The organism is Vibrio gallaecicus (assembly GCF_024347495.1).
Lineage (GTDB): Bacteria > Pseudomonadota > Gammaproteobacteria > Enterobacterales > Vibrionaceae > Vibrio > Vibrio gallaecicus.
Window position 1 is genome coordinate 1882287 of record NZ_AP025490.1, and the last position, 18524, is coordinate 1900810.

Here is an 18524-nt window from a genome sequence, read left to right on the forward strand (position 1 = left end):
TTTGGAAAAGTAAATCTCAAAGCGTAGGTCAACTATATGAGCTTACGGTTCAGAGCTCACAAGCATAAAGCCTACAAAATAGATTCCAGCAAAACATAATCCAAGGAAGCATTTACCAAAAAATGGCAGCGAATAATCGCTGCCATTTTTATAATCACTTATTAAAGTTGTTTACTACGGACCGATCATTCATCCACTTATTATCAGAATATTGCCATCTGTATAGTAATCATGCTCTTCATCCATAACTTCTTGCTGTACTAGCTGCTGCTTCTCGATGCGGATGTCTGGACGTTGTTGCTTAATTTGTTCTTCCAGCTTGTCTCGTTCTTTATCTACGTTAGGATCGATACTATGCAGAATCGTCATAATTCCAGAATATGACGTAAGTTTTAATCCATCATCATAGCTAATTGCACCTAACCACAGTGGTTGTTTAGTTTCGGGTTGCACACCCACTTTCCACCAGCGAATATGGCTTCTTTTCATTAAAGTTCCAGGCAACTGGAAAGCCATATCTTGCGGTTTTTTCTGCCAATATAAATCCGAAACAGGTGGAGTTTGACTGCGCAATAATGAAACATAGCCAGCAAATTCAATTTCATGTCTAGAGAATGTTTTATTTTCTATCCAGCCAAGAGTATTCATTAAAGGTCTTGGAGTTTCGCCGATATACTGAATATTAATCGCTTGAGCATCATAATATGCTGACTTCCCAGGGAACGCTTTATAGCTTAATTCTGAGCTACTTTCAGATGCTTTAATCCTATTATTTACTTCGGTATTAAAGTCATCCGAGTACCAAAAAAAATGAGCATAATTGCAGTAAACAAGTAATGTCACTAACAAGACACTTACCTTTGCAAATAGATAACGCCAACGATATCTATAGCCAATAATGCCCATCAACGTCACAAGCACTAATGCGAGTAAAGTAATTTGATGCTCGACAACAAAGATCTTTGCTTCATTCAATAGAGGAAAATGTTCAACACCATGCGCTAGAATTAAACCCCATATTATAAATTGCCCACCGCCAAGTATTAAGCCCACAATGGAAAACACACTAAAGCTTCGCCACTTCACTTTATGCGAACCCGCGATAAAAGGCACAATCCAAGCAATCGGACCTAATAATCTGGCAAACATGATGATGTAGCTTCCTCGCTTTGACATTAAGTATCGGCAGCGAGCAATAAGACGCTTTGTTTTCGGCTGAACTAAGATAATTTTACGTTGAACTCTTTGCCCGCAATGTAAGCCGATAAAATAACTTAATTGGTCACCGACTAAACCACCTATCATGACAAATAGCACAGCAGACCAAGCACCTTGATACAACTGATAGCCTGCGGCTATAAAAAATGGCTCACCAGGAACAAACAGGTTGGGTCCAATCAGCGCATCTGCCAACGCCCCCAGAAATAAACTGAACCCCTCAAACATAGTTCGCCCTATTGTTGCTGTTCGTTGTAATGACCGAACTTGTAGTCCATTTCGTTATTACGCATTTCACCAAAAAACATGCGTCTCACATTCGCTTTTAAATAGGTACTACCCGTTTTAAACACGCCATCTTGATCAAGCCTTCGTGGGTCAAAACCAAACGTCATATTTAAGAAACGGAAACGCCAGGTTTTGCTTGCTCGTTTTACATAGTCACAGTCTTCACATAAAACGATTTCTTCATCAAAGCCACCAATTTCATCATGTACACGTTTCGTTGAAAAAATGCAGGCCCCTATTGCGGTTGGAAATACAAATTGCGTAGTGAACAGACCAATATTAAATAGCCCGTATCCCATTTTATGAACCAAAGGTAAGTCTTTAGAGCTCATATATACGCCTGCTACTTCTAACTTTCTCTCTTCTAGCTCACCCAAAGCTCTCGCTAAGAAATTCTTATTTAAGCTAACATCTGCATCAAGAAACAAAATTCTTGAGTACTTAGCTAGTGACGCCCCGGTGTTACGACCTAAACTGACACCACGCGTTTCCATTTTGTGTACCGTCAAAGATGGCAGAGCATTTTCATAAGCCAGCGCGACTTCCCTAGTATTATCTTCGCTGTTTGAATCGACCACTATCACTTCAAAGTCTTGGTGTGTTTGTTGGCTAAGCTCTTCCATCAATCGACCAATCCGTTTTTCTTCATTTAATGTAATGACTACAATGCTTACCGGTTCCATAACTTCACCTATCTTTCTGTTCATTTAATGTAGGTGTAGATTAGCGGCACTCGCCTTAATGAATGCTTAGCGGAATGTTCATATTCCATTCACCGAACAGGCGAATAATGAATTTCGATAAATAGCTTGAATCGGTAAAGAGCCTAAATTGGTCTAATGTTGGATAAAATGACAGCAGGTAAACTTTAATAATGTGTACTTAGTGATTAAACGCCCTCTCACTCTTGCTCCATTTATCTGAGAGTGTTAGTATCCGCGCTCGCTCAGACAGGAACTTCTTGTGTGAGTTTTACTACACTGACAAGGTCGCATTGTCGTGTGAAATTAAAATTTTACTAATTTGAGAGTAAAACTATGAAATTTGAAGCAGTAGTACGTACTGAACTAGGTAAAGGTGCGAGCCGCCGCCTACGTCACGCTGGTAAATTCCCAGCTGTAATCTACGGTGGTGAAGAAGCAGCAGTATCTATCGAACTTGTTCACACTGACGTGATCAACCAAATGGATAAGCCTGAGTTCTACGAAGTAATCACTCTTGTGATTGACGGCGCTGAAGTTAAGGTTAAGCCGCAAGACGTTCAACGTCACGCGTTCAAGCCTAAAGTTGAGCACATGGACTTCATCCGTATCTAATTCCCTACCAAGGAATAAAGATTGGATTAATCCAGCCTTCTGCATAGAAAAGATAAACGATCTTACCAGTCGTGAAATCTAAGAAATTCGAAACCCCGATGCTACCAACATCGGGGTTTCACCGTTTTTGAGCCCTCAAAAACGTCCACAACTTCTCGCAATACAATTGGTCTACACTCACCAGAGTGATCCGCTCAATCATTATTTGACTCTGCATGACAAGGTTCTACCCTACTTAGGACGATTGCTGCATGACTATACTTTGAATGCAAGTCACTTCACGGCGCAAGATTCAAAGTGTTGTAATAAATTCGAGTTCAAGGGAAGCAGAGCGATGAAATATTTCATTGTACTTTCGAACCGTTTGTAATGCCCTTATCGCTTAAGAAGAGCTGAAACGACCGAACCATCGTACATAATTATTATCACGGTAAGGCAAGTAGCGGTTGTCTAGGTGCGGGGGTTAACAGAAGAGCCTTTAACCACCACTTTCCCAGGCTTGATAATTTTGATGCTCAGTGGGAGCTGAATAAGGGTCATGCGGCTCTGGTTAAAAATCTGCCGCTGGTTCTATTTACGCCAGAGTAAACCGACTCTTACAACGAATCAGAGTCGGCTATCATAAACACTCATCCTATAGTACTGAATAGTTTAATAAGAAATGAGCTGGCGGCATGTTACCACTGCATTTCACCTTTTATTACTTTTGCACTGAGCTCTAAATCACTTATATTTTTGAATTTAGGGTACGCTTCTTTCATTGATTCAGCTAATTCTGCAGAATTAGCCGCTTTAATCGCTGCATCTTCAAACTCACGAATATAAGATTGAGTGAACTTAACAGAACTCAAATCTTGAGTGCTTTTTCCAATATAATGACCCGGAATGATCTGTTTTGGATTGAGTGAAGCTAAGCCGTCTAGTGTAGTTAACCAATTGTCGCGAGAAGATGCAGTTTGATTATCCGCCATCCAAACGTGAACATTTTCATAGAGAATGACCCCACCAGCAACAGTCTTAAGCGATGGTATCCAAACAAAAGTATGTTTAGGGTCTATACCATCAAGCCCTATTATTTTTATGCTTTCCCCATCAAGAGTAAGAGTATCTCCAGAAAGGATATCCGGCATAATGGTTTCTTTAGGAGCATTCTCACCAAGAATTGGTCCCCAATATGCTAGCTTCCCTTCAATAGTTTCTTCAATATGCTTATACGACAAAGGAGAAGTAACAACCTTAGCCTTGGGATATGCAGCAGTAATGACGTCTAAACCGAAGTAGAAATCGGGATCTCCATGACTTATATAAATAGTTTTAAGCTCTTTGCCGCTGTCTTTGATCATTTTCAATACGCTTTGTGCATCATCACGCTGAAATTGTGCATCAATTAGTACCGCTTCTTTGGGACCAGTAACGAGTGTCGAGGAAACCGGGAATAGACTTTTCTCTCCGGGGTTGAACACTTGAATTTTTAACTCTGCGGCTTGTGCTGCGTTAACCGAAAGTACCGTGGACGCGACTAACGCTATGACCTTAGTAAGTTGCTTAAATGAAATAGACATTGAATTGTTCTCCAAAAAGTGAATTCGTAAAAAGTATATGTTTACTATTCACCCCAATAAACACAGAAAACTGAACAACATTGTTTCACTATTCGAACAAATCATGTCCTTAAATGCAGACCATTCGTGCTTTATATGCCTAATCAAGCCATAAGCTTCATAGAAATTTACAGAGCACATAACTTTTAATGGGTTGGTTTTTAGCTTTATATGTACGGCTTAATACTCATTGAGGTAACAAATTAGCTCGGTGTAAATAGAGCCCGTCGGTATCATTGATTTACAAAAGAGAAGCAAAATAGTTAAAGGAAAGTTCCGAGAAGCTATACAATACTTGAGTTGCGAGATCGCAGCGTAGAATACTCATTCACAGAAAACCTTAAAGCAGTCACATATGTCCAAAGATTTCGATTTCACTACAGAATACACCCTCGATAAGCCCTTTTTTGCAGAGTGTTATGATCAAACTAGCCTTCCAGCTAAATTTCCAAAAGCCTATTTAAAAGGCATCCTTTTCCTTGTGTTTGGTGTGGTTCTATTAGAATTTGAGCTATTACCCAATGGCTACGTTGGCTGGTTCTTTATTGTTTTAAGTGTGATTGAGGCGTTCAGTGTTTACTGCAAAAGAACCTGGTGGTTATGGCGACAAACCATCAGTTCGAGTTCAGGAAGCAAAGTAGTTTTTCAGGTTGATTCTGACGGTGTAAGTTATAAAAACGGGAAAAATACCCGTAACATCACCTGGAGTGAAATCGACCAACTTCAACAAACCGATTTAGGGCTTATCCTTCACATGGGTAAGCAGCGCCAATATGTCAGTAAATCTTGTTTAAATGATGAAGTAATTGAATTCATTCTCGATCAGCACGCAGCATCGAAAACGGACTAACATTACTGCTTTCAATGTCGTGACTAAGTGAAATTAGTCATGACTTAGTCGGAGATTAGAAGGTTTCATACAAACACAGTTTAAATATCCCTAAACAAAAAGAGGATTGATATTTCTACCAATCCTCTTTAGGGGGTGCTTCAGTTTTTCTACCTTACGTTAGGTAGGTAAACGCTATTACTCGTAATCAGTCGCGTATGTTTCTTCGTATGTGTGCGAGTAAAGTTCGAATAGGTTGCCAAACGGGTCTTCTAAATAAACCATTTTCGCTTGCTTACTGTCGTCTTCTGGATGGTAGCGCATTACGTCCATGCGTACTTTTCCGCCGAATTTTTCTACTTTCTCCATCACGCCTTCAAAGTCATCTGTTTGTAGACAGAAGTGGAAGATGCCTAAGCGAGAAAAATCAACTTCGTGGCGTTCTTGGCGTTCTTTCATTTCAAACAGCTCAACACCAATACCATCAGAAGTCACTAAGTGGGCAATGTTAAAGCCTTTGAAGCCTTCACCGAATACGGCAATACACATTCGACCAATTGCTGATTCGCGCTCTTCGATTACTTTCGTGTTGTTCATTACGATTTTTAGACCAAGAGCCTGAGTGTAGAACTCTACCGCTTTATCCATATCGCCAACCATGATGCCTACGTGGTTCATTTTCATAACTTGCTCCAAATTCGTTTTTAATTCTGTATATGTTTCGTTTCGATGAAGAGAGTATATGGACACAAGTAAATTAAATAAAATTATCGTATTTTATATTAATGATAATTTTACGTTATTTAAGCAATGTAATTTGAGAAGAACGTTAGTCTGCAAAAATGCTAATACGGTGTGGAAGGTGTCGGAAAAAAATCTACTCGATTCTGACGATTCTCAGTGCGGAGACTCAGAAACAAAATAGACACTACGGTTCGCTGCTTCGTATCTTAACCACCTAATTCTTGTGGCTAAGTATGAAACGAGCACATAACCCAACCGCCTTAACTTGCGGGATAGTCATGTAGTTAAAAGGAACTATATGAAGATGGCTCTGCTTTTTCTTCGTTCCAGCCTAATAGCTCTATGTTTACCAATTTTTTCCGCTTTTCATTACACAAAGAAGCAATATTGATAACTGGTAGCTGACTCCGAAACTGGGCGGTAAGGATTACTTTTTTGCTTTCGCTAAGATTTAAGCTGCAGGCTTCCAAAATCATCGTTGTATCCAGCTTATGCGCATCTTCTATGACTCGAATATTCGCGCAGTTTTTATATGGTTCGAGCAACCAAGTTACAGCGGTTTCTTCAGGAGTACTAAGCACAATGACATCTTTTGAATCAATAAGTTGTTCCAACTCAACCAACATAGATTAGTCCCTTTGACTTAATTAACTGTCCTCTACTTTGCTATAAATAGCCTTACTATTCTAGCCTCGACAACCGCTGTTTTTACTAAAAAGCCGTTAGATGGGAGATCTAACAGCTTTATTTATAATCATACGACAGATTTAATCATCGCTAAGATGCGGGCTATTTAGCTGAATGGCTTGCTCTATCAATTATGCTTTTGGGTAGTTTGAAGGGAAAAATGCACGTCGCGCTTCTTCATCAAATTCACTCTTAAATTCAACATCTTTTGCGATATCACGAGCACGTAGTGCTGCTGGTCGGCTATTCACTGCATCAAACCAACGGTTTAGATTCGGATAAGGTGCTAACCCTTCTTCGCCCAGTACCACAGTAGCTTTATCTAGCCATCCCCAAGCCGCCACATCAACCAAAGTAAATTCATTGCCCACGATAAACTCGCGTCCATCCATATGAGCTTCAAGCACTTCATAGTGACGCTCGGCTTCACGTAAGTAACGGTTTACTGCGTAATCTTGACCTTTAGGTGCCGCGTGGCGAAAGTGAACAGATTGACCAGAAAATGGACCAAGACCCGAAGCTATAAACATTAACCAAGAAAGTAATTCTGCACGGTCTTCTGCTTGCCCTCCTAATTTTCCTGTTTTTTCTGAAAGGTAAAGGAGGATGGCATTTGAATCAAAAACACGCTGACCGTCATCTTCAATCGCTGGTGTTTTTCCGTTTGGATTAATCAGCCGATATTCTGCGGTATGTTGGTCACCTTTAAGTGTATCAACAGGAACAAGTTGGAAATCCAAACCTGTCTCTTCTAGAAATAAAGCAACTTTCATTGGGTTGGGTGTCTGGTGGAAATAGAAGTTAAGCATAATGTGACCCTTTTTTAGGACTGTCATTCAGTTTTATATAGAACTCATTTGAGGCAACGCTGCCCTTTGATAAAAGAAACACTACACCAACAAGAACGACCGTTCAATAATTAAATTGAACATATGTTCATGTTGTTAATTTTTAGCTTAAGACAATTAATTTTCGCCTAGTCCTCCCAATAACTAACGCGTAAATTACGGCAGTAAAGTAACAGCGATGAAAAGTCATTAATTAATACCGCTACAAACAAAAACTTTGGGGAAACTAAAAAGTGCTTTCCTTGGTAGTTAATTAGTGACAGTATCATTAGAATTATGAACAGTCGTTCAATTTATTTATGAAAATACATGTGGTGTGTTATGAACAATAAGATAAAGCTAGAAATCATCTCTGATGTTGTCTGCCCTTGGTGCATCATTGGCTATAACAATCTCCAAGCCGCAATCCAAGAGCTCAACATTGCAGATAAAATTGATATTGAATGGCTACCCTTCGAACTAAACCCAGACATGCCTGTTGAAGGTGAAAACTTACGAGCTCATATACAAAGAAAATACGGTTCTAGCCCAGAAGAAAGTGCACAAGCGCGTATTCGCATTGCACAAGCAGGCGCAGAACACGGGTTCAAGTTTACTTACTTCGACGACATGAAAATGGTCAATACGTTAGAGGCTCACGTCCTGCTTGATTATGCGAAAACTGAGGGTAAACAAACCGAACTTAAGCTTAGATTGTTCACTGCATTTTTCAGCGAACAAAAAGACGTGTCGAACCATGAAACATTGAGAAATGAATTAACAGCAGTTGGGTTAGATGCTGATGAAGGTATGTCTTGGTTAGACAAACCTAAGCTTAAAGAAAGGATCCGCATGCAAGAAGCCCAGTGGCAACAACATGGAGTGTCTGGCGTTCCTACTGTTGTTTTTAACCGTGAATCCGCTGTCACTGGTGCTCATCCAGTTGAGAACTACAAACAGTTTTTAACTGAGTTAATGAACAAGCGGAACTAACTGTTCACAATAATTTGCTTAGCTGATGCTTCAACCCTATCGGCTAAGCAGTTAAGCAGTTAAGCAGTTAAGCAGTTAAAGAATATGGATTAGCACCGTTAAGTTTTTAGGATATAAACTAAGCTTGGAAAGATAGTAAGCTGAGTAAGTGTTCAATGTGTTAACTAGAACGAATCCCCATACTGCTCAATTACATTATCTATTCTTTGGATACAAGTAAGCTTGAATTCTTCAGAACGAGAAGACATCAAAAATTCCAGTTGGCTGGTAAGGTCCACCAGCTCCGCTCGCTCCTTCCAATCAGAAGGTAAGTCCATTCCACCTTCTCGAAGCCCATTTGCTATTTCCGAATGGAAGCTTTGTGGTGTGTTCCTCAACAGATTACCTATATCCATATAAGGTGTTCCTGCTAAAGCAAATTCCCAATCGATCACTCCACTTAAGTGCCCTTCATGAATAAGAATATTTGTAGGGTTAAAATCTCCGTGCACAAAGCAAGTATGTGAATCCAATTCTTCTAATAGTTGAGCTTTGTTGCAAAGCAACGTTAAGAGCTTCTCTTTTCTTTCAACCCCTAGGCGTTTTGCTAAACCTGCATTTTCTAGTGAGCTATGAATGAACCCCTGAACACCACCGAAGTCGAAAGCCGAAATAGAACCATCTTCTTCTATCGACCCTGACGCATCAAAAATAACGCTAGAAAGCTGAGCAATAGCCACACCAGCAAGACGTGAATACTCGGGTACACTTTCTAGGTTCCGACCATTTAAAAATTCTAATACAACAATGGCAGCGTTTTCATAAAGTACCTTAGGAACTTTCACGCACTGTTGCGCCAGCTCCATAACTCGAAGCTCTTTTGAGTTAGGACCTGAGTTAGATACCCTTGCAACGACCACCGTGCCATCACTCAGTGTTAGCTTATAATTTGAATTACATTTACCCAGAGGAAATAGGCTAGAAGATACGAGCGTTCGCCCTTCTAAATATTCCGATAGGCTCTCTTCATCCAGAGGCAAAATCGGATTTCTTCGATCGTTATCCATAATACACTCAATCCTTAATCTCAATTACTATTTCTAACCAATTATTCTCTGCAGTTCGGGATGTTCAAAACCCACTGAACAATGTCTTCAATTTTTGTTTGTTCACCATTGAAAAGGCGCATAGTAAGTCCGCCAAACAATAGCGCATAAGCCTGATCTGCATGACTGTCTCCTACGATATTGCCGAGCTCCCCCTTAAACTTCTGGTTAGCAATGGCTAGTAAGCTATCTTCACTTACCTGCTGGGCGCTCCTATCCTTGGTGTAATCAAGCATTAAGGTAAGTTCACCTCGAAAGCGATTATCCAATGTAGTAACGAGCTTAATGAGCATTGCTTTTTTGTCTTGCGGGACATCTTCACCTTCAGCTAGCCCATAAAGTGAAGTCGGCTCTAAAAACACCTCAGTGCTCGCCTTAAATAACTCTTCTTTGCTGGTAAAGTAATGATATAAAGCACTTTTGGAAAGTCCAAGTGCTTCTGCAATACCCCGCATCCCTAAGCCATTTACACCATGTTCAGTAAAAATATCTACCGCTTTTATCGCAAGTTCACGTCGATACGCTTCTCGGTCAACAATCTTCGGCATTACGCCCTCCTTAAAAGTCCGTGTGGACTATATTAATTTTACACCCCTAAGTCTAATTAAAATTATTTTAGTACAGTCGGTCTAAAATATTTGACAGCTTGTTGAATGATCGCATATTCTTTTTGGACCGGGTGGTCTTTATAATTTTTCTAAAGACTACTAATCAATGAAAATATTGAAAATATGCTCGTTCATAAAAGAGAAAGGAAGAATGATGTCACAAGATAAAACGACGATTAAAGGTGCCCATTTAAACTGGAATTGCGAAGGAAAATTCAACTTCACTACTGGGTTTGGCGCAACTAAAACTGAATCCATAATTGCCAGCTATTCTGCGTTTATCGCTCCGGTGATCCTTTACTTCTTTGCTTGGGAATCTCTTGGCTGGAGTTGGTTACAAGTGATAGTGGCATCTGTGCTAACTCTAGATATGATTGGCGGCGTATTGAGTAATTCACTGGGTTCGATGAAACGCTTTCTACATACTGACCAATCACTGGAACTCACCTGGCTAGGTAAATTAGTGGGCAGCAGGTTCCTATTTCCTGCGATTCATTTCCAGCTTTTCGCTATACCACTTTGCTTTGATATTGCTTGGTCTTATGCCTTCTTTTGGTATGGCGCGATGATGGCATCTATCATATTCATCCACTTCATGCCTATGTACCTACACCGCCCGATTGCGTTACTGATCGTTATGTTGTCGATTATTTTATCTAACATCATTACTTCACCTACCGGTCTTGAATGGATAGCGCCTATCTTCATGATCAAATTAGTGTTGTCGCACGGTGTAAGAGAAGAGCCTTACCGCCCAACTTTAGTGGATTAAACTCACGTTAACTAAGCAAGCTTGTAATGGTGCGAAGACAATTGTCGAGCATTTTGCTGAAGCTGCTCGACAAAGCTCATTCAAACTAGCTAACTCAAACAAACTAATTAACTCAAACAAACTAATTAACTCAAACAAGCGGTCTCGATATTACTGAATCCAGAAACTTAAAACGTTAAGCTCTCGCCATCTTCAGGGATAGAGACTTTCTCCAGTAAATTTTGCGCTTCAAGCGAGCGTTTTAACGTCGCTCTATCCACAGGGCAATGGTTCAACGCTTCCATATGATTAGCAATAACTTTACCTGGGGACAAACGGATAAACTCCATCGCTTCATTGGTCGACATCAATAATGGCTGCCCTACATCCATTTGAGCTTGTCCAGTAGCAACAACGGTAATATCTGGCTTTAGTTCACTTAATGCACGTTCAACATCTGGCGTTAAAACAGTATCACCACTGATGTAGATGCTTGGTTCATTAGGTAGCTCTAGGAAAAAACCGCAACCGTTCGCCATTACTTTATGAATCCAACCATGACCATGCTGAGCTGGTACTGCGGTAATGTTTCCACCCAAAAACTCAGTTGGAATCCATGGTTCTAGCCCGCTTTCAACAGACATGCCGTATTTCTCTAAATAAGCTTTATCTTTAGTTAACGTCGTAACTGGAATGGAATGTTTAATTAGAAATGCCTCCCCAGCAGAATCAAGATGGTCTCCATGCTGCAAAGGCTTGAAACCAAATGTTTGGCTGTGAGTGACTAAACAGTGAGTCACCTTAGCTAATAGGTCCTGTGCATTTGACGGTAAATCAACGGTAGGGTTTTTAGCCGCTTTAAAGCGAAACACAGAAAATGGAGGCAGAGATCCTTGGTCCCCTAGCATTGGGTCAATCAAGATAAAGTGCTTGCCAGATTCAATAACAAACGTCGCGCTTCTTAGGTGATGAATTTTCATAATTATTTCCTGCCTTTCTAATTAATAATCACTGTCTGATCACTAGTATCCGATATCCCCTGAATATGCGACACTAGCCAAAAGGACACCTAACGCTCAAATTGGGTCAAATAGTATGAAGAAAAATTCTATCGCTTTAGTGGCATTTGATAACATCAGCGCCTTTCATTTATCGGTTCCGTGTTTGGTTTTTCAGGACATTTTCATTGACCTAGAGCCAGCTTTTGAATTGACGATTTGTAGTGAAAGTGCGCATGATGTGGCATTAAGCTCAGGGTTTAATGCGTCCATCAATTCTGACCTTTCAGCGATAGATGGAGCGGATATTGTGGTGATTCCTAGCTGGCCCAACACGCTACCAGAGCCAAGCACAGAGTTGCTCGAAAAGCTTCAGAAGGCTTATCAACGAAATGCCACCATTGTTGGTCTGTGTCTTGGTGTTTATGTCATTGCCAAAGCTGGCTTACTCGATGGCAAGAAAGCGACGACACATTGGGGCTTTAAAGATGTTTTCCAAGAAACCTTTCCCAGTGTCACTATGGATTGTGAGCATCTATTTATTGAACAGGGGAAAGTGCTGACTTCCGCAGGCACAGCCGCTTCCCTAGATTGCTGCTTACACTTAGTTAGAAAACTGTGTGGTAATGAAACCGCTTCTCATATTGCTCGTTCAATGGTTACTGCTCCATTTCGTAGCGGTGGACAACAGCAATACATTCCAAGCCCAATACCAAATAAACCTCAAGCTGCAACCAGCTTTGGCTATGTGCTTGATGAGGTTATTCAGAATTTATCGGGAAGATATGATTTGGATACCCTCGCCGCCCGTTGCGCCATGAGCAGGCGAACATTCACTCGACAATTTAAGGCATCGTATGGGTGCACATTTGGTGAGTGGTTATTGAATCATCGATTAGCGTGTACCCAGCAATTGCTCGAATCTACGGATTACTCAATCGCCACAATTGCCGAACTGTCTGGTATTGGGGCTGAAAGCTTACTGCGAAAACATTTTAAAAAGCGCTTTAATGTTTCCCCATCAGAATGGAGGCGAACTTTCAGAGGGAATTTGTAGGGTAATGACTCAATCTACGTCTAATCTTTCTAAAAATGGGCTACGACTTTAAGTACGCTAAACACGTTCTCCATTGAGCTAGATGCTTAATTGAATGTCGTAATCGTATCCATACTTTCTTGTAAAGGCGCTCTCTAGTCTGCTAGCTCTTTTGTGTCTAGGCATTCAATCGTTACTGCCCACCCTCAAGCTTGTTTTGCCGAATTTGTCCCGGCGACTGACCCGTCCACTTTCTGAATGCTCGGCTAAAAGCACTGGAATCTGAAAAACCCAGTTCGAGGGCAATAAGTGTGATGTTAGCCTCGTTACGATTGAGCATTGTAAGGCTGAGTTCAAGACGGTATTTATCAAACAAACGTCGGAAGTTAATGCCTTCTTGCTGCAATTTTCTATTCAATGTCCTTGTACTCATACAAAGAGTACTTGCTATATTTTCTTGGCTAATATCTTTGACCGGAACCGTTTTAAACGCTTCATTCACTTTAAACAACATGCTTGATTCAAGTACGCTTTCCAGCTGTTTATCTGCCATCTGCTTTAAACCTAAATGGAAATCAGCTAGATACTCACGACCTCGCATGTTCACCACTTCTTCACTAAAATAGAAATAGCGTACAGGGTAGCCTTGCTTCATTTGCACATTAAACACACGTTCAAAAATAGGTAAAAACTCCTCACCGACAGTATGACGATTGAAGTGGATAGCCACTAATTGATTTGGGGCATTGAGATAACGCCTGATGAGTTTAAGGATCAGTCCGTAATACAGCCCTAAACTCATGTGGGTCATTAATGTGATTTCATCGACGTATTCCGGAGTTACAACCCACAACTCGAGTCCACCGCTATCCGTCTCACGGCTGAAGATTTTCAGAAGTGGATGAATATGAATAGAGTATCGACTGAGTAATTCACAAAACTGAGTTAACGTAGGAGCAGTGAGCATTGCTAAAACGGGAGGACCCAGTTCTAGCTCATCAAAGTACTCCGCTGATTCACTAAAAATATCAATAAGTTCATAACCAAACTGCTGATAAATATGGGCTATCGCAGCTTGGAGTTGGTAAGCTGAAACCGAATCAGCAGACAATAGAGCTTGATAAGAATCGTCTCCTTCCCAGAATTCACTGGTATCGCCCACTCGAGCTTCTAGTGCAGAATCTAAAATGTTAAACCAAAAAATAGGTAACTGAGAACTAAAGCTTTGTGCCATAACTACCTGCTGTGTTGGGCCTTTATATCTGAACCCAAATTAAAGTATCTGAGCCCAAATTAAAGTATCTAAGCTCAGGTTACAAGACGGGTTACAAGCCAGCTTACAGATAGTGGCAATAATGGATCATTTAGTTAGCTGTATCAAAACTTATAATCTAAACCAACGGACGCTATATATTGTGAGTAATCATAATATTCAATGTTGGAGTCGGTCGATCTTGCGCCTATGAACGATACTACAGACCAATCTTTATACCCCAATATTCCCGAATATTCGTACGCTAGAAAAATACCCAAATCTTTGTCTTCACGTTTTTTATTAAAGATAGGGTTCACTGCATCATATTCTCGATTATCAGCATTCACAGTTAAAGCAATGCCATGTTTATTGAATCTTTTTGCCAAGCTGACTTCAGCACCAACACTAAAAAACGAGAGCGCATCACCTTCTGAATCTGATGAGAAAACATTTAAAGACGGGGTAAGTAAACCAGCTCCATTATTAAGCATATGTTGGTATCTAGTTTTGAAATAATAGTACTTACGTTCACGCTTCATTAATGCTCTTTTCTCATCTGCTAAGCCTAAACCTTTAAGCCCAGATTGCTCATTTTTCACATCAGACTCACCAGCTGCCATATCTATATGAAAATTAGAGCCCATAATCTTCGATAACTGCATCCGAACGACATTACCTGAAAGGTCTGTTTCTTTTCTCTTTTGATCAATTGCATACGGGTCATCCCATACTTCACCCGAGATAAGAGTTGGCAAAAACGAAACATCGGCTACGGTTCCGTCTGTCAATTGCTGCCTGTATCCCACTTCAAATGCAAGTGTTCCGGTAATGACATCATCTCGCGATGTTCCTAAGAAAAGCTGCTTATCCAACGAGTCACCAAAGGTATACTTTAGAGAACCTAAAAGCCCTACCATGCCACTTGTTTCAGTCGAGCCTGATACTGAAAGGTCCGACTGCATTTGGGTGTAACTTTGGCTGACATCTAGGTTGTTTGAGTCTGCCAAGAACCCTGTTAAGAAAGTGATATTTCCTGTAATACCTTGGCTTGGTGCTAAAGCTGATACTGCCTGAGGAGCAAAGATCATCAAAGTGATGGCTAGCGTAATTATTTGTTTCATTGTTGGGCTCTATTTTAAATGACGATAACTTGTATGAAGGCTTCTACGTTTCGAATTCGGATGCATTAATTTAGATACACTTATCTACTAGCTTGCATTCATAAGTGAATCTTGTGTTGAGAATCAAACAGCGATGGATGGCTTTCTTTCACTCCATGGATTCGCATTCTCCAATTGATAAGCCAACTCAAATAACAGCCGGTCATTACCTCTCGCGGCTGAAAAATGGCTTCCAACTGGCATATTGCGGTGATTCCAGTAGAGAGGAACTGACATTGCAGGGTTACCTGCAACATTTTCTATCGGGGTGTAAGACATAAGCTTTTCGGAACGATCCCAAATAGTCTCTCCGGAATGCTTTTTTTGATCAAAATAGCTAATGTCTTGAGGAATATGATTGGAGCAAGGCGTCAACCAAACATCTATCGTTCTAAAAAACTCATGGTTATGCTGAAGCGAAAATTTGTGGCAATTTATTTTCGAATCAATATATAAATTCGGATGGGATTTAATACGGGCCTGCATAGTTCGAGCTAAATATGTCACATTTGTACTGACTAGTTGAGACATAGACTCCAAAGGCGTACCAATACTGTCGAACTGCTCAGCAAAGCTCGCCATTTTGTTTCCAAAAACACCCATGTAGTCATACATAAACTGCTCACCATTTGTGACGGGTTGACCAACTTCCACTACGATATGCCCTAACTCTTCTAATAGCTTACAGGTTGAAAGGATTGCAGAACGAGTGTCTTCATCCGGCAGCTTTCCATGTATGTCCATCATAGTGACTCCGACCTTTATAGGACGATTCAAAGGAGTATGTACCATTCCTAGTGGGGTTCTGGGGAATGCCGTTTTAAAGCTGTCTTTAACGTGGTTCTCTGTTATAGAAACAGCCAATGCTGTATCCCGAACCGTACGTGACATAAAGGATTGGTGTGTAAAATCTTCATTGGTTGAACCATTTATCAACCCTGTGATCAGTTGCTCTCGGCTTGGTTTATAACCAAAAATCCCCGTAGCTGATGCAGGCATGCGAGAAGACCCTCCTCCATCTGTCGAATGAGCTACCGGTACATACCCAGCAGCAATGGCTGCCGCTCCGCCACCAGTAGAAGCATGAACACCTTTACGGATATCCCAAGGGTTACGAGTCGCGCCATATAGCGGATTTTGGGTACAGCCGAATGTCATCATCTCTGGGATGTTTGTCATGCCAATGGTATTAAGCCCTGCATTATGTGCTGCTTGAATAAACCAAGAAGTCGATTTAGGTTTTCTACCTTTATTCAAAGGTGAACCCATGGTGCATTCTAACCCTTCAACATCGACACAATCTTTTGCTAGGAAAGGAACACCAGCAAATGGTGAGTATGGGTTGATTGAAACTGAACGTTCTAGAGCCATATCAAAGCACTCGGACACCACCGCATTCACCTTATGGTTCGTTTGTTTGATTTTAAATATCGACTCTTGAACAAGCTCTTTAGGGCTGACTTTCTTCTGCCTAACAAGATCAGCCATTTCAGTTGCATCTAGAACTTGGTTTGTCACTTTGTAGTCAGGTGGAAGGCTAGAATTAGATTTAGGATTAGATTTTAACTCTGACTTAGATAATGCTTCTGCAGTAGCCAAAGTAGGTATGGTTAACGCAGCAGCAGACACTACACTTTTGCCCACCACTTTTAGGAAACTTCTTCTCTCGTTATCGCTTTTTTTCATAGTGTCTATCCTCTAATTTAGGCTAGCAACTATCCTTGTTTCACGACTTATTAGTCCCGTACAGCTTGTATTCCTTGCTGTCATCGATGGGTATAGATTAAATAAGAAGAGAATTTGGTGCAGTGCAATTACAGTCAATATCTATACAAATTGCGCCAATTTGATAGATAGAGCTTATGTTATCTTTACTTTAAGTAATGGCGGCGAATATCTCAGAAGGTTCAATAAAATCTAAACCGCCCTCTTTAAGCACCAAAAAAGCAAAATGACAACGTAGACTGAGCCGCCTTAAAAATGATGGTTTTTACCCATCACATTGCAATATTTCGTTATGACGTAAAGTGTCATGATGATCTCGTTTCCAATAACGAGGCTTATCATAATGAACAAAAAATCTCTTTCTCTTGCGATCATCTCGACTCTTTCTTTCGGCGTAGTGACTGCCGCAGAGGCGTGTACACGAATTCTATGGGATACGGAAAGCAATGGAACTTTTGTTACACGCACTCTAGATTGGTCAGAACAAACTCATCCACATCTGGTTAATATCCCTAAAGAAAGTACTTATGTTACACACCTAGATCGCCAGCATCAGGTTATATCAAAATTTGATGTAACAGGGATTACCACATACGGCGCCATCACTGACGGCGTAAACAACGCTGGGCTAAGTGGAAATGTTTTGTATGATCGAGGAATGGAAACCAAAGATATTACTAACGATGGAGAGATCGGTGCATTAAGCTATCTCAAGCACCTATTATCACAATTCTCAACGGTTGAAGACGCCGTTGAATTTATCAAAAACACTCCAGCCACTACTGAATTCATCCCAGGCGTTCCGGTTCGTATTGCTTTGCATATCAGCTTGCAAGATATAACTGGAGATTCAGCCATTATCGAATTTCGCTCTGAAGGACCACAGATTTGGCACGGTTCTGAATATGCGATTATGACCAATCAGCCTGATTACAGTCAGCACCTAGCGAATGTGGAACGTTCTAAACGTGGTTGGGGGGAGCTAGATCAGCAGTTCTCACAAACTAATCTTGGTACTGGAGGAAATGCTAACCCTGAAGACCGATTTATTCACTCAACGTATTTCTTAGGTCACTTGAAAGAGCCTACGAGCATTATGAATGGATTAATAAAGTTAGACTCAACAACATACAAAATCCCCCATGATGCGCCGAATGTGCCTATAGATGGCGTCATGGCTGGATATGCGACCGAGTATGCTGTGAATTACCACTTACAATCTGGTGAAACCTTAATTCGCTATCAATGGGGAGACGACTACACACAGCTTCAATATAATATCCAAGAAATTCAAAAATCAGGAAAATCGATTGAATTTGAGCTAGTGCAGCCGGGGTTAATTGGCAATATCACGGACAAAATCATACATTCTGGTCAATAGTCGTAAAGCTGATTGCCCTCCT

The 18524-nt window shown here is 40.7% G+C and carries 18 protein-coding genes; 6 read left to right on the forward strand and 12 right to left on the reverse strand.

Features of this window, described 5'->3' with window-relative positions:
• Window positions 1–189: 189 nt before the first annotated feature.
• Both OCU78_RS08075 and OCU78_RS08080 read right to left on the reverse strand, forming a co-directional pair.
• A complete protein-coding gene (locus tag OCU78_RS08075; protein ID WP_137373072.1) occupies window positions 190–1446 on the reverse strand; it encodes an LssY C-terminal domain-containing protein in 1257 nt (418 codons plus the stop codon).
• An 8-nt stretch (window positions 1447–1454) separates the two neighbouring features.
• Window positions 1455–2189: a glycosyltransferase family 2 protein gene (locus OCU78_RS08080; RefSeq protein ID WP_137373071.1), complete on the reverse strand. Its 735-nt coding sequence runs from the start codon at window positions 2187–2189 to the stop codon at window positions 1455–1457.
• Window positions 2190–2543: 354 nt separating this feature from the next.
• Between OCU78_RS08080 and rplY the strand changes: the two genes are divergently transcribed.
• Window positions 2544–2822, forward strand: a complete 279-nt coding sequence (rplY, locus tag OCU78_RS08085; protein WP_137373070.1) for a 50S ribosomal protein L25 — start codon at window positions 2544–2546, stop codon at window positions 2820–2822.
• Window positions 2823–3499: 677 nt separating this feature from the next.
• On the opposite strand, the gene OCU78_RS08090 is transcribed toward rplY, so the two are convergent.
• Window positions 3500–4384, reverse strand: coding sequence for an MBL fold metallo-hydrolase (locus tag OCU78_RS08090; RefSeq protein ID WP_137373069.1), 885 nt, complete (start codon window positions 4382–4384; stop codon window positions 3500–3502).
• Between the two features lie 394 nt (window positions 4385–4778).
• Between OCU78_RS08090 and OCU78_RS08095 the strand changes: the two genes are divergently transcribed.
• The gene (locus tag OCU78_RS08095; RefSeq protein WP_137373068.1) at window positions 4779–5273 is read left to right on the forward strand and encodes a YcxB family protein; all 495 of its coding nucleotides are present in this window, start codon (window positions 4779–4781) and stop codon (window positions 5271–5273) included.
• 177 nt (window positions 5274–5450) lie between these two features.
• Here OCU78_RS08095 and OCU78_RS08100 read toward each other — a convergent pair whose 3' ends face one another.
• The 3 genes from OCU78_RS08100 to OCU78_RS08110 form a co-directional block, all read right to left on the reverse strand.
• Window positions 5451–5936, reverse strand: coding sequence for a VOC family protein (locus tag OCU78_RS08100; RefSeq protein ID WP_137373067.1), 486 nt, complete (start codon window positions 5934–5936; stop codon window positions 5451–5453).
• 344 nt (window positions 5937–6280) lie between these two features.
• Window positions 6281–6622, reverse strand: a complete 342-nt coding sequence (locus OCU78_RS08105; RefSeq protein WP_137373066.1) for a hypothetical protein — start codon at window positions 6620–6622, stop codon at window positions 6281–6283.
• A 192-nt stretch (window positions 6623–6814) separates the two neighbouring features.
• Window positions 6815–7492, reverse strand: a complete 678-nt coding sequence (locus OCU78_RS08110) for a glutathione S-transferase family protein (RefSeq protein ID WP_137373065.1) — start codon at window positions 7490–7492, stop codon at window positions 6815–6817.
• Between the two features lie 360 nt (window positions 7493–7852).
• On the opposite strand from OCU78_RS08110, the gene OCU78_RS08115 reads away from it, so the two are divergent.
• On the forward strand, window positions 7853–8503 hold the full coding sequence (locus OCU78_RS08115) for a DsbA family oxidoreductase (protein WP_137373064.1): 651 nt from the start codon (window positions 7853–7855) through the stop codon (window positions 8501–8503).
• A 164-nt stretch (window positions 8504–8667) separates the two neighbouring features.
• Here OCU78_RS08115 and OCU78_RS08120 read toward each other — a convergent pair whose 3' ends face one another.
• Window positions 8668–9549, reverse strand: a complete 882-nt coding sequence (locus OCU78_RS08120; RefSeq protein WP_137373063.1) for an aminoglycoside phosphotransferase family protein — start codon at window positions 9547–9549, stop codon at window positions 8668–8670.
• Between the two features lie 41 nt (window positions 9550–9590).
• Entirely contained in the window at window positions 9591–10136 is a 546-nt protein-coding gene (locus OCU78_RS08125) for a TetR/AcrR family transcriptional regulator (RefSeq protein WP_137373062.1), read from the reverse strand.
• Between the two features lie 214 nt (window positions 10137–10350).
• Between OCU78_RS08125 and OCU78_RS08130 the strand changes: the two genes are divergently transcribed.
• Window positions 10351–10968, forward strand: a complete 618-nt coding sequence (locus tag OCU78_RS08130; protein WP_180033703.1) for a hypothetical protein — start codon at window positions 10351–10353, stop codon at window positions 10966–10968.
• A gap of 167 nt (window positions 10969–11135) precedes the next feature.
• Here OCU78_RS08130 and OCU78_RS08135 read toward each other — a convergent pair whose 3' ends face one another.
• On the reverse strand, window positions 11136–11927 hold the full coding sequence (locus OCU78_RS08135; protein WP_137373060.1) for an MBL fold metallo-hydrolase: 792 nt from the start codon (window positions 11925–11927) through the stop codon (window positions 11136–11138).
• 115 nt (window positions 11928–12042) lie between these two features.
• On the opposite strand from OCU78_RS08135, the gene OCU78_RS08140 reads away from it, so the two are divergent.
• Window positions 12043–13002: a GlxA family transcriptional regulator gene (locus OCU78_RS08140; protein WP_137373059.1), complete on the forward strand. Its 960-nt coding sequence runs from the start codon at window positions 12043–12045 to the stop codon at window positions 13000–13002.
• Window positions 13003–13174: 172 nt separating this feature from the next.
• Here OCU78_RS08140 and OCU78_RS08145 read toward each other — a convergent pair whose 3' ends face one another.
• From OCU78_RS08145 to OCU78_RS08155, 3 genes are all read right to left on the reverse strand, one after another.
• A complete protein-coding gene (locus OCU78_RS08145; protein WP_137373058.1) occupies window positions 13175–14215 on the reverse strand; it encodes a helix-turn-helix domain-containing protein in 1041 nt (346 codons plus the stop codon).
• A gap of 143 nt (window positions 14216–14358) precedes the next feature.
• Window positions 14359–15357 (reverse strand): DUF2860 family protein, encoded by a 999-nt coding sequence (locus OCU78_RS08150; RefSeq protein WP_137373057.1) that lies wholly within the window; start codon window positions 15355–15357, stop codon window positions 14359–14361.
• Between the two features lie 123 nt (window positions 15358–15480).
• Entirely contained in the window at window positions 15481–17082 is a 1602-nt protein-coding gene (locus OCU78_RS08155) for an amidase (protein WP_137373056.1), read from the reverse strand.
• Between the two features lie 382 nt (window positions 17083–17464).
• Between OCU78_RS08155 and OCU78_RS08160 the strand changes: the two genes are divergently transcribed.
• A complete protein-coding gene (locus OCU78_RS08160) occupies window positions 17465–18502 on the forward strand; it encodes a linear amide C-N hydrolase (RefSeq protein WP_137373055.1) in 1038 nt (345 codons plus the stop codon).
• Window positions 18503–18524: the final 22 nt, after the last annotated feature.

Excerpts from the sequence above, each read along its gene's own strand:
- OCU78_RS08080 (WP_137373071.1), bottom strand. The coding sequence starts at position 2,189 with ATGGAACCGGTAAGCATTGTAGTCATTACATTAAATGAAGAAAAACGG.
- OCU78_RS08155 (WP_137373056.1), bottom strand. The coding sequence starts at position 17,082 with ATGAAAAAAAGCGATAACGAGAGAAGAAGTTTCCTAAAAGTGGTGGGC.
- OCU78_RS08115 (WP_137373064.1), top strand. The coding sequence starts at position 7,853 with ATGAACAATAAGATAAAGCTAGAAATCATCTCTGATGTTGTCTGCCCT.
- OCU78_RS08160 (WP_137373055.1), top strand. The coding sequence starts at position 17,465 with ATGAACAAAAAATCTCTTTCTCTTGCGATCATCTCGACTCTTTCTTTC.
- OCU78_RS08095 (WP_137373068.1), top strand. The coding sequence starts at position 4,779 with ATGTCCAAAGATTTCGATTTCACTACAGAATACACCCTCGATAAGCCC.
- rplY (WP_137373070.1), top strand. The coding sequence starts at position 2,544 with ATGAAATTTGAAGCAGTAGTACGTACTGAACTAGGTAAAGGTGCGAGC.
- OCU78_RS08140 (WP_137373059.1), top strand. The coding sequence starts at position 12,043 with ATGAAGAAAAATTCTATCGCTTTAGTGGCATTTGATAACATCAGCGCC.
- OCU78_RS08120 (WP_137373063.1), bottom strand. The coding sequence starts at position 9,549 with ATGGATAACGATCGAAGAAATCCGATTTTGCCTCTGGATGAAGAGAGC.
- OCU78_RS08090 (WP_137373069.1), bottom strand. The coding sequence starts at position 4,384 with ATGTCTATTTCATTTAAGCAACTTACTAAGGTCATAGCGTTAGTCGCG.
- OCU78_RS08125 (WP_137373062.1), bottom strand. The coding sequence starts at position 10,136 with ATGCCGAAGATTGTTGACCGAGAAGCGTATCGACGTGAACTTGCGATA.
- OCU78_RS08110 (WP_137373065.1), bottom strand. The coding sequence starts at position 7,492 with ATGCTTAACTTCTATTTCCACCAGACACCCAACCCAATGAAAGTTGCT.
- OCU78_RS08100 (WP_137373067.1), bottom strand. The coding sequence starts at position 5,936 with ATGAAAATGAACCACGTAGGCATCATGGTTGGCGATATGGATAAAGCG.
- OCU78_RS08145 (WP_137373058.1), bottom strand. The coding sequence starts at position 14,215 with ATGGCACAAAGCTTTAGTTCTCAGTTACCTATTTTTTGGTTTAACATT.
- OCU78_RS08135 (WP_137373060.1), bottom strand. The coding sequence starts at position 11,927 with ATGAAAATTCATCACCTAAGAAGCGCGACGTTTGTTATTGAATCTGGC.
- OCU78_RS08130 (WP_180033703.1), top strand. The coding sequence starts at position 10,351 with ATGTCACAAGATAAAACGACGATTAAAGGTGCCCATTTAAACTGGAAT.
- OCU78_RS08150 (WP_137373057.1), bottom strand. The coding sequence starts at position 15,357 with ATGAAACAAATAATTACGCTAGCCATCACTTTGATGATCTTTGCTCCT.
- OCU78_RS08105 (WP_137373066.1), bottom strand. The coding sequence starts at position 6,622 with ATGTTGGTTGAGTTGGAACAACTTATTGATTCAAAAGATGTCATTGTG.
- OCU78_RS08075 (WP_137373072.1), bottom strand. The coding sequence starts at position 1,446 with ATGTTTGAGGGGTTCAGTTTATTTCTGGGGGCGTTGGCAGATGCGCTG.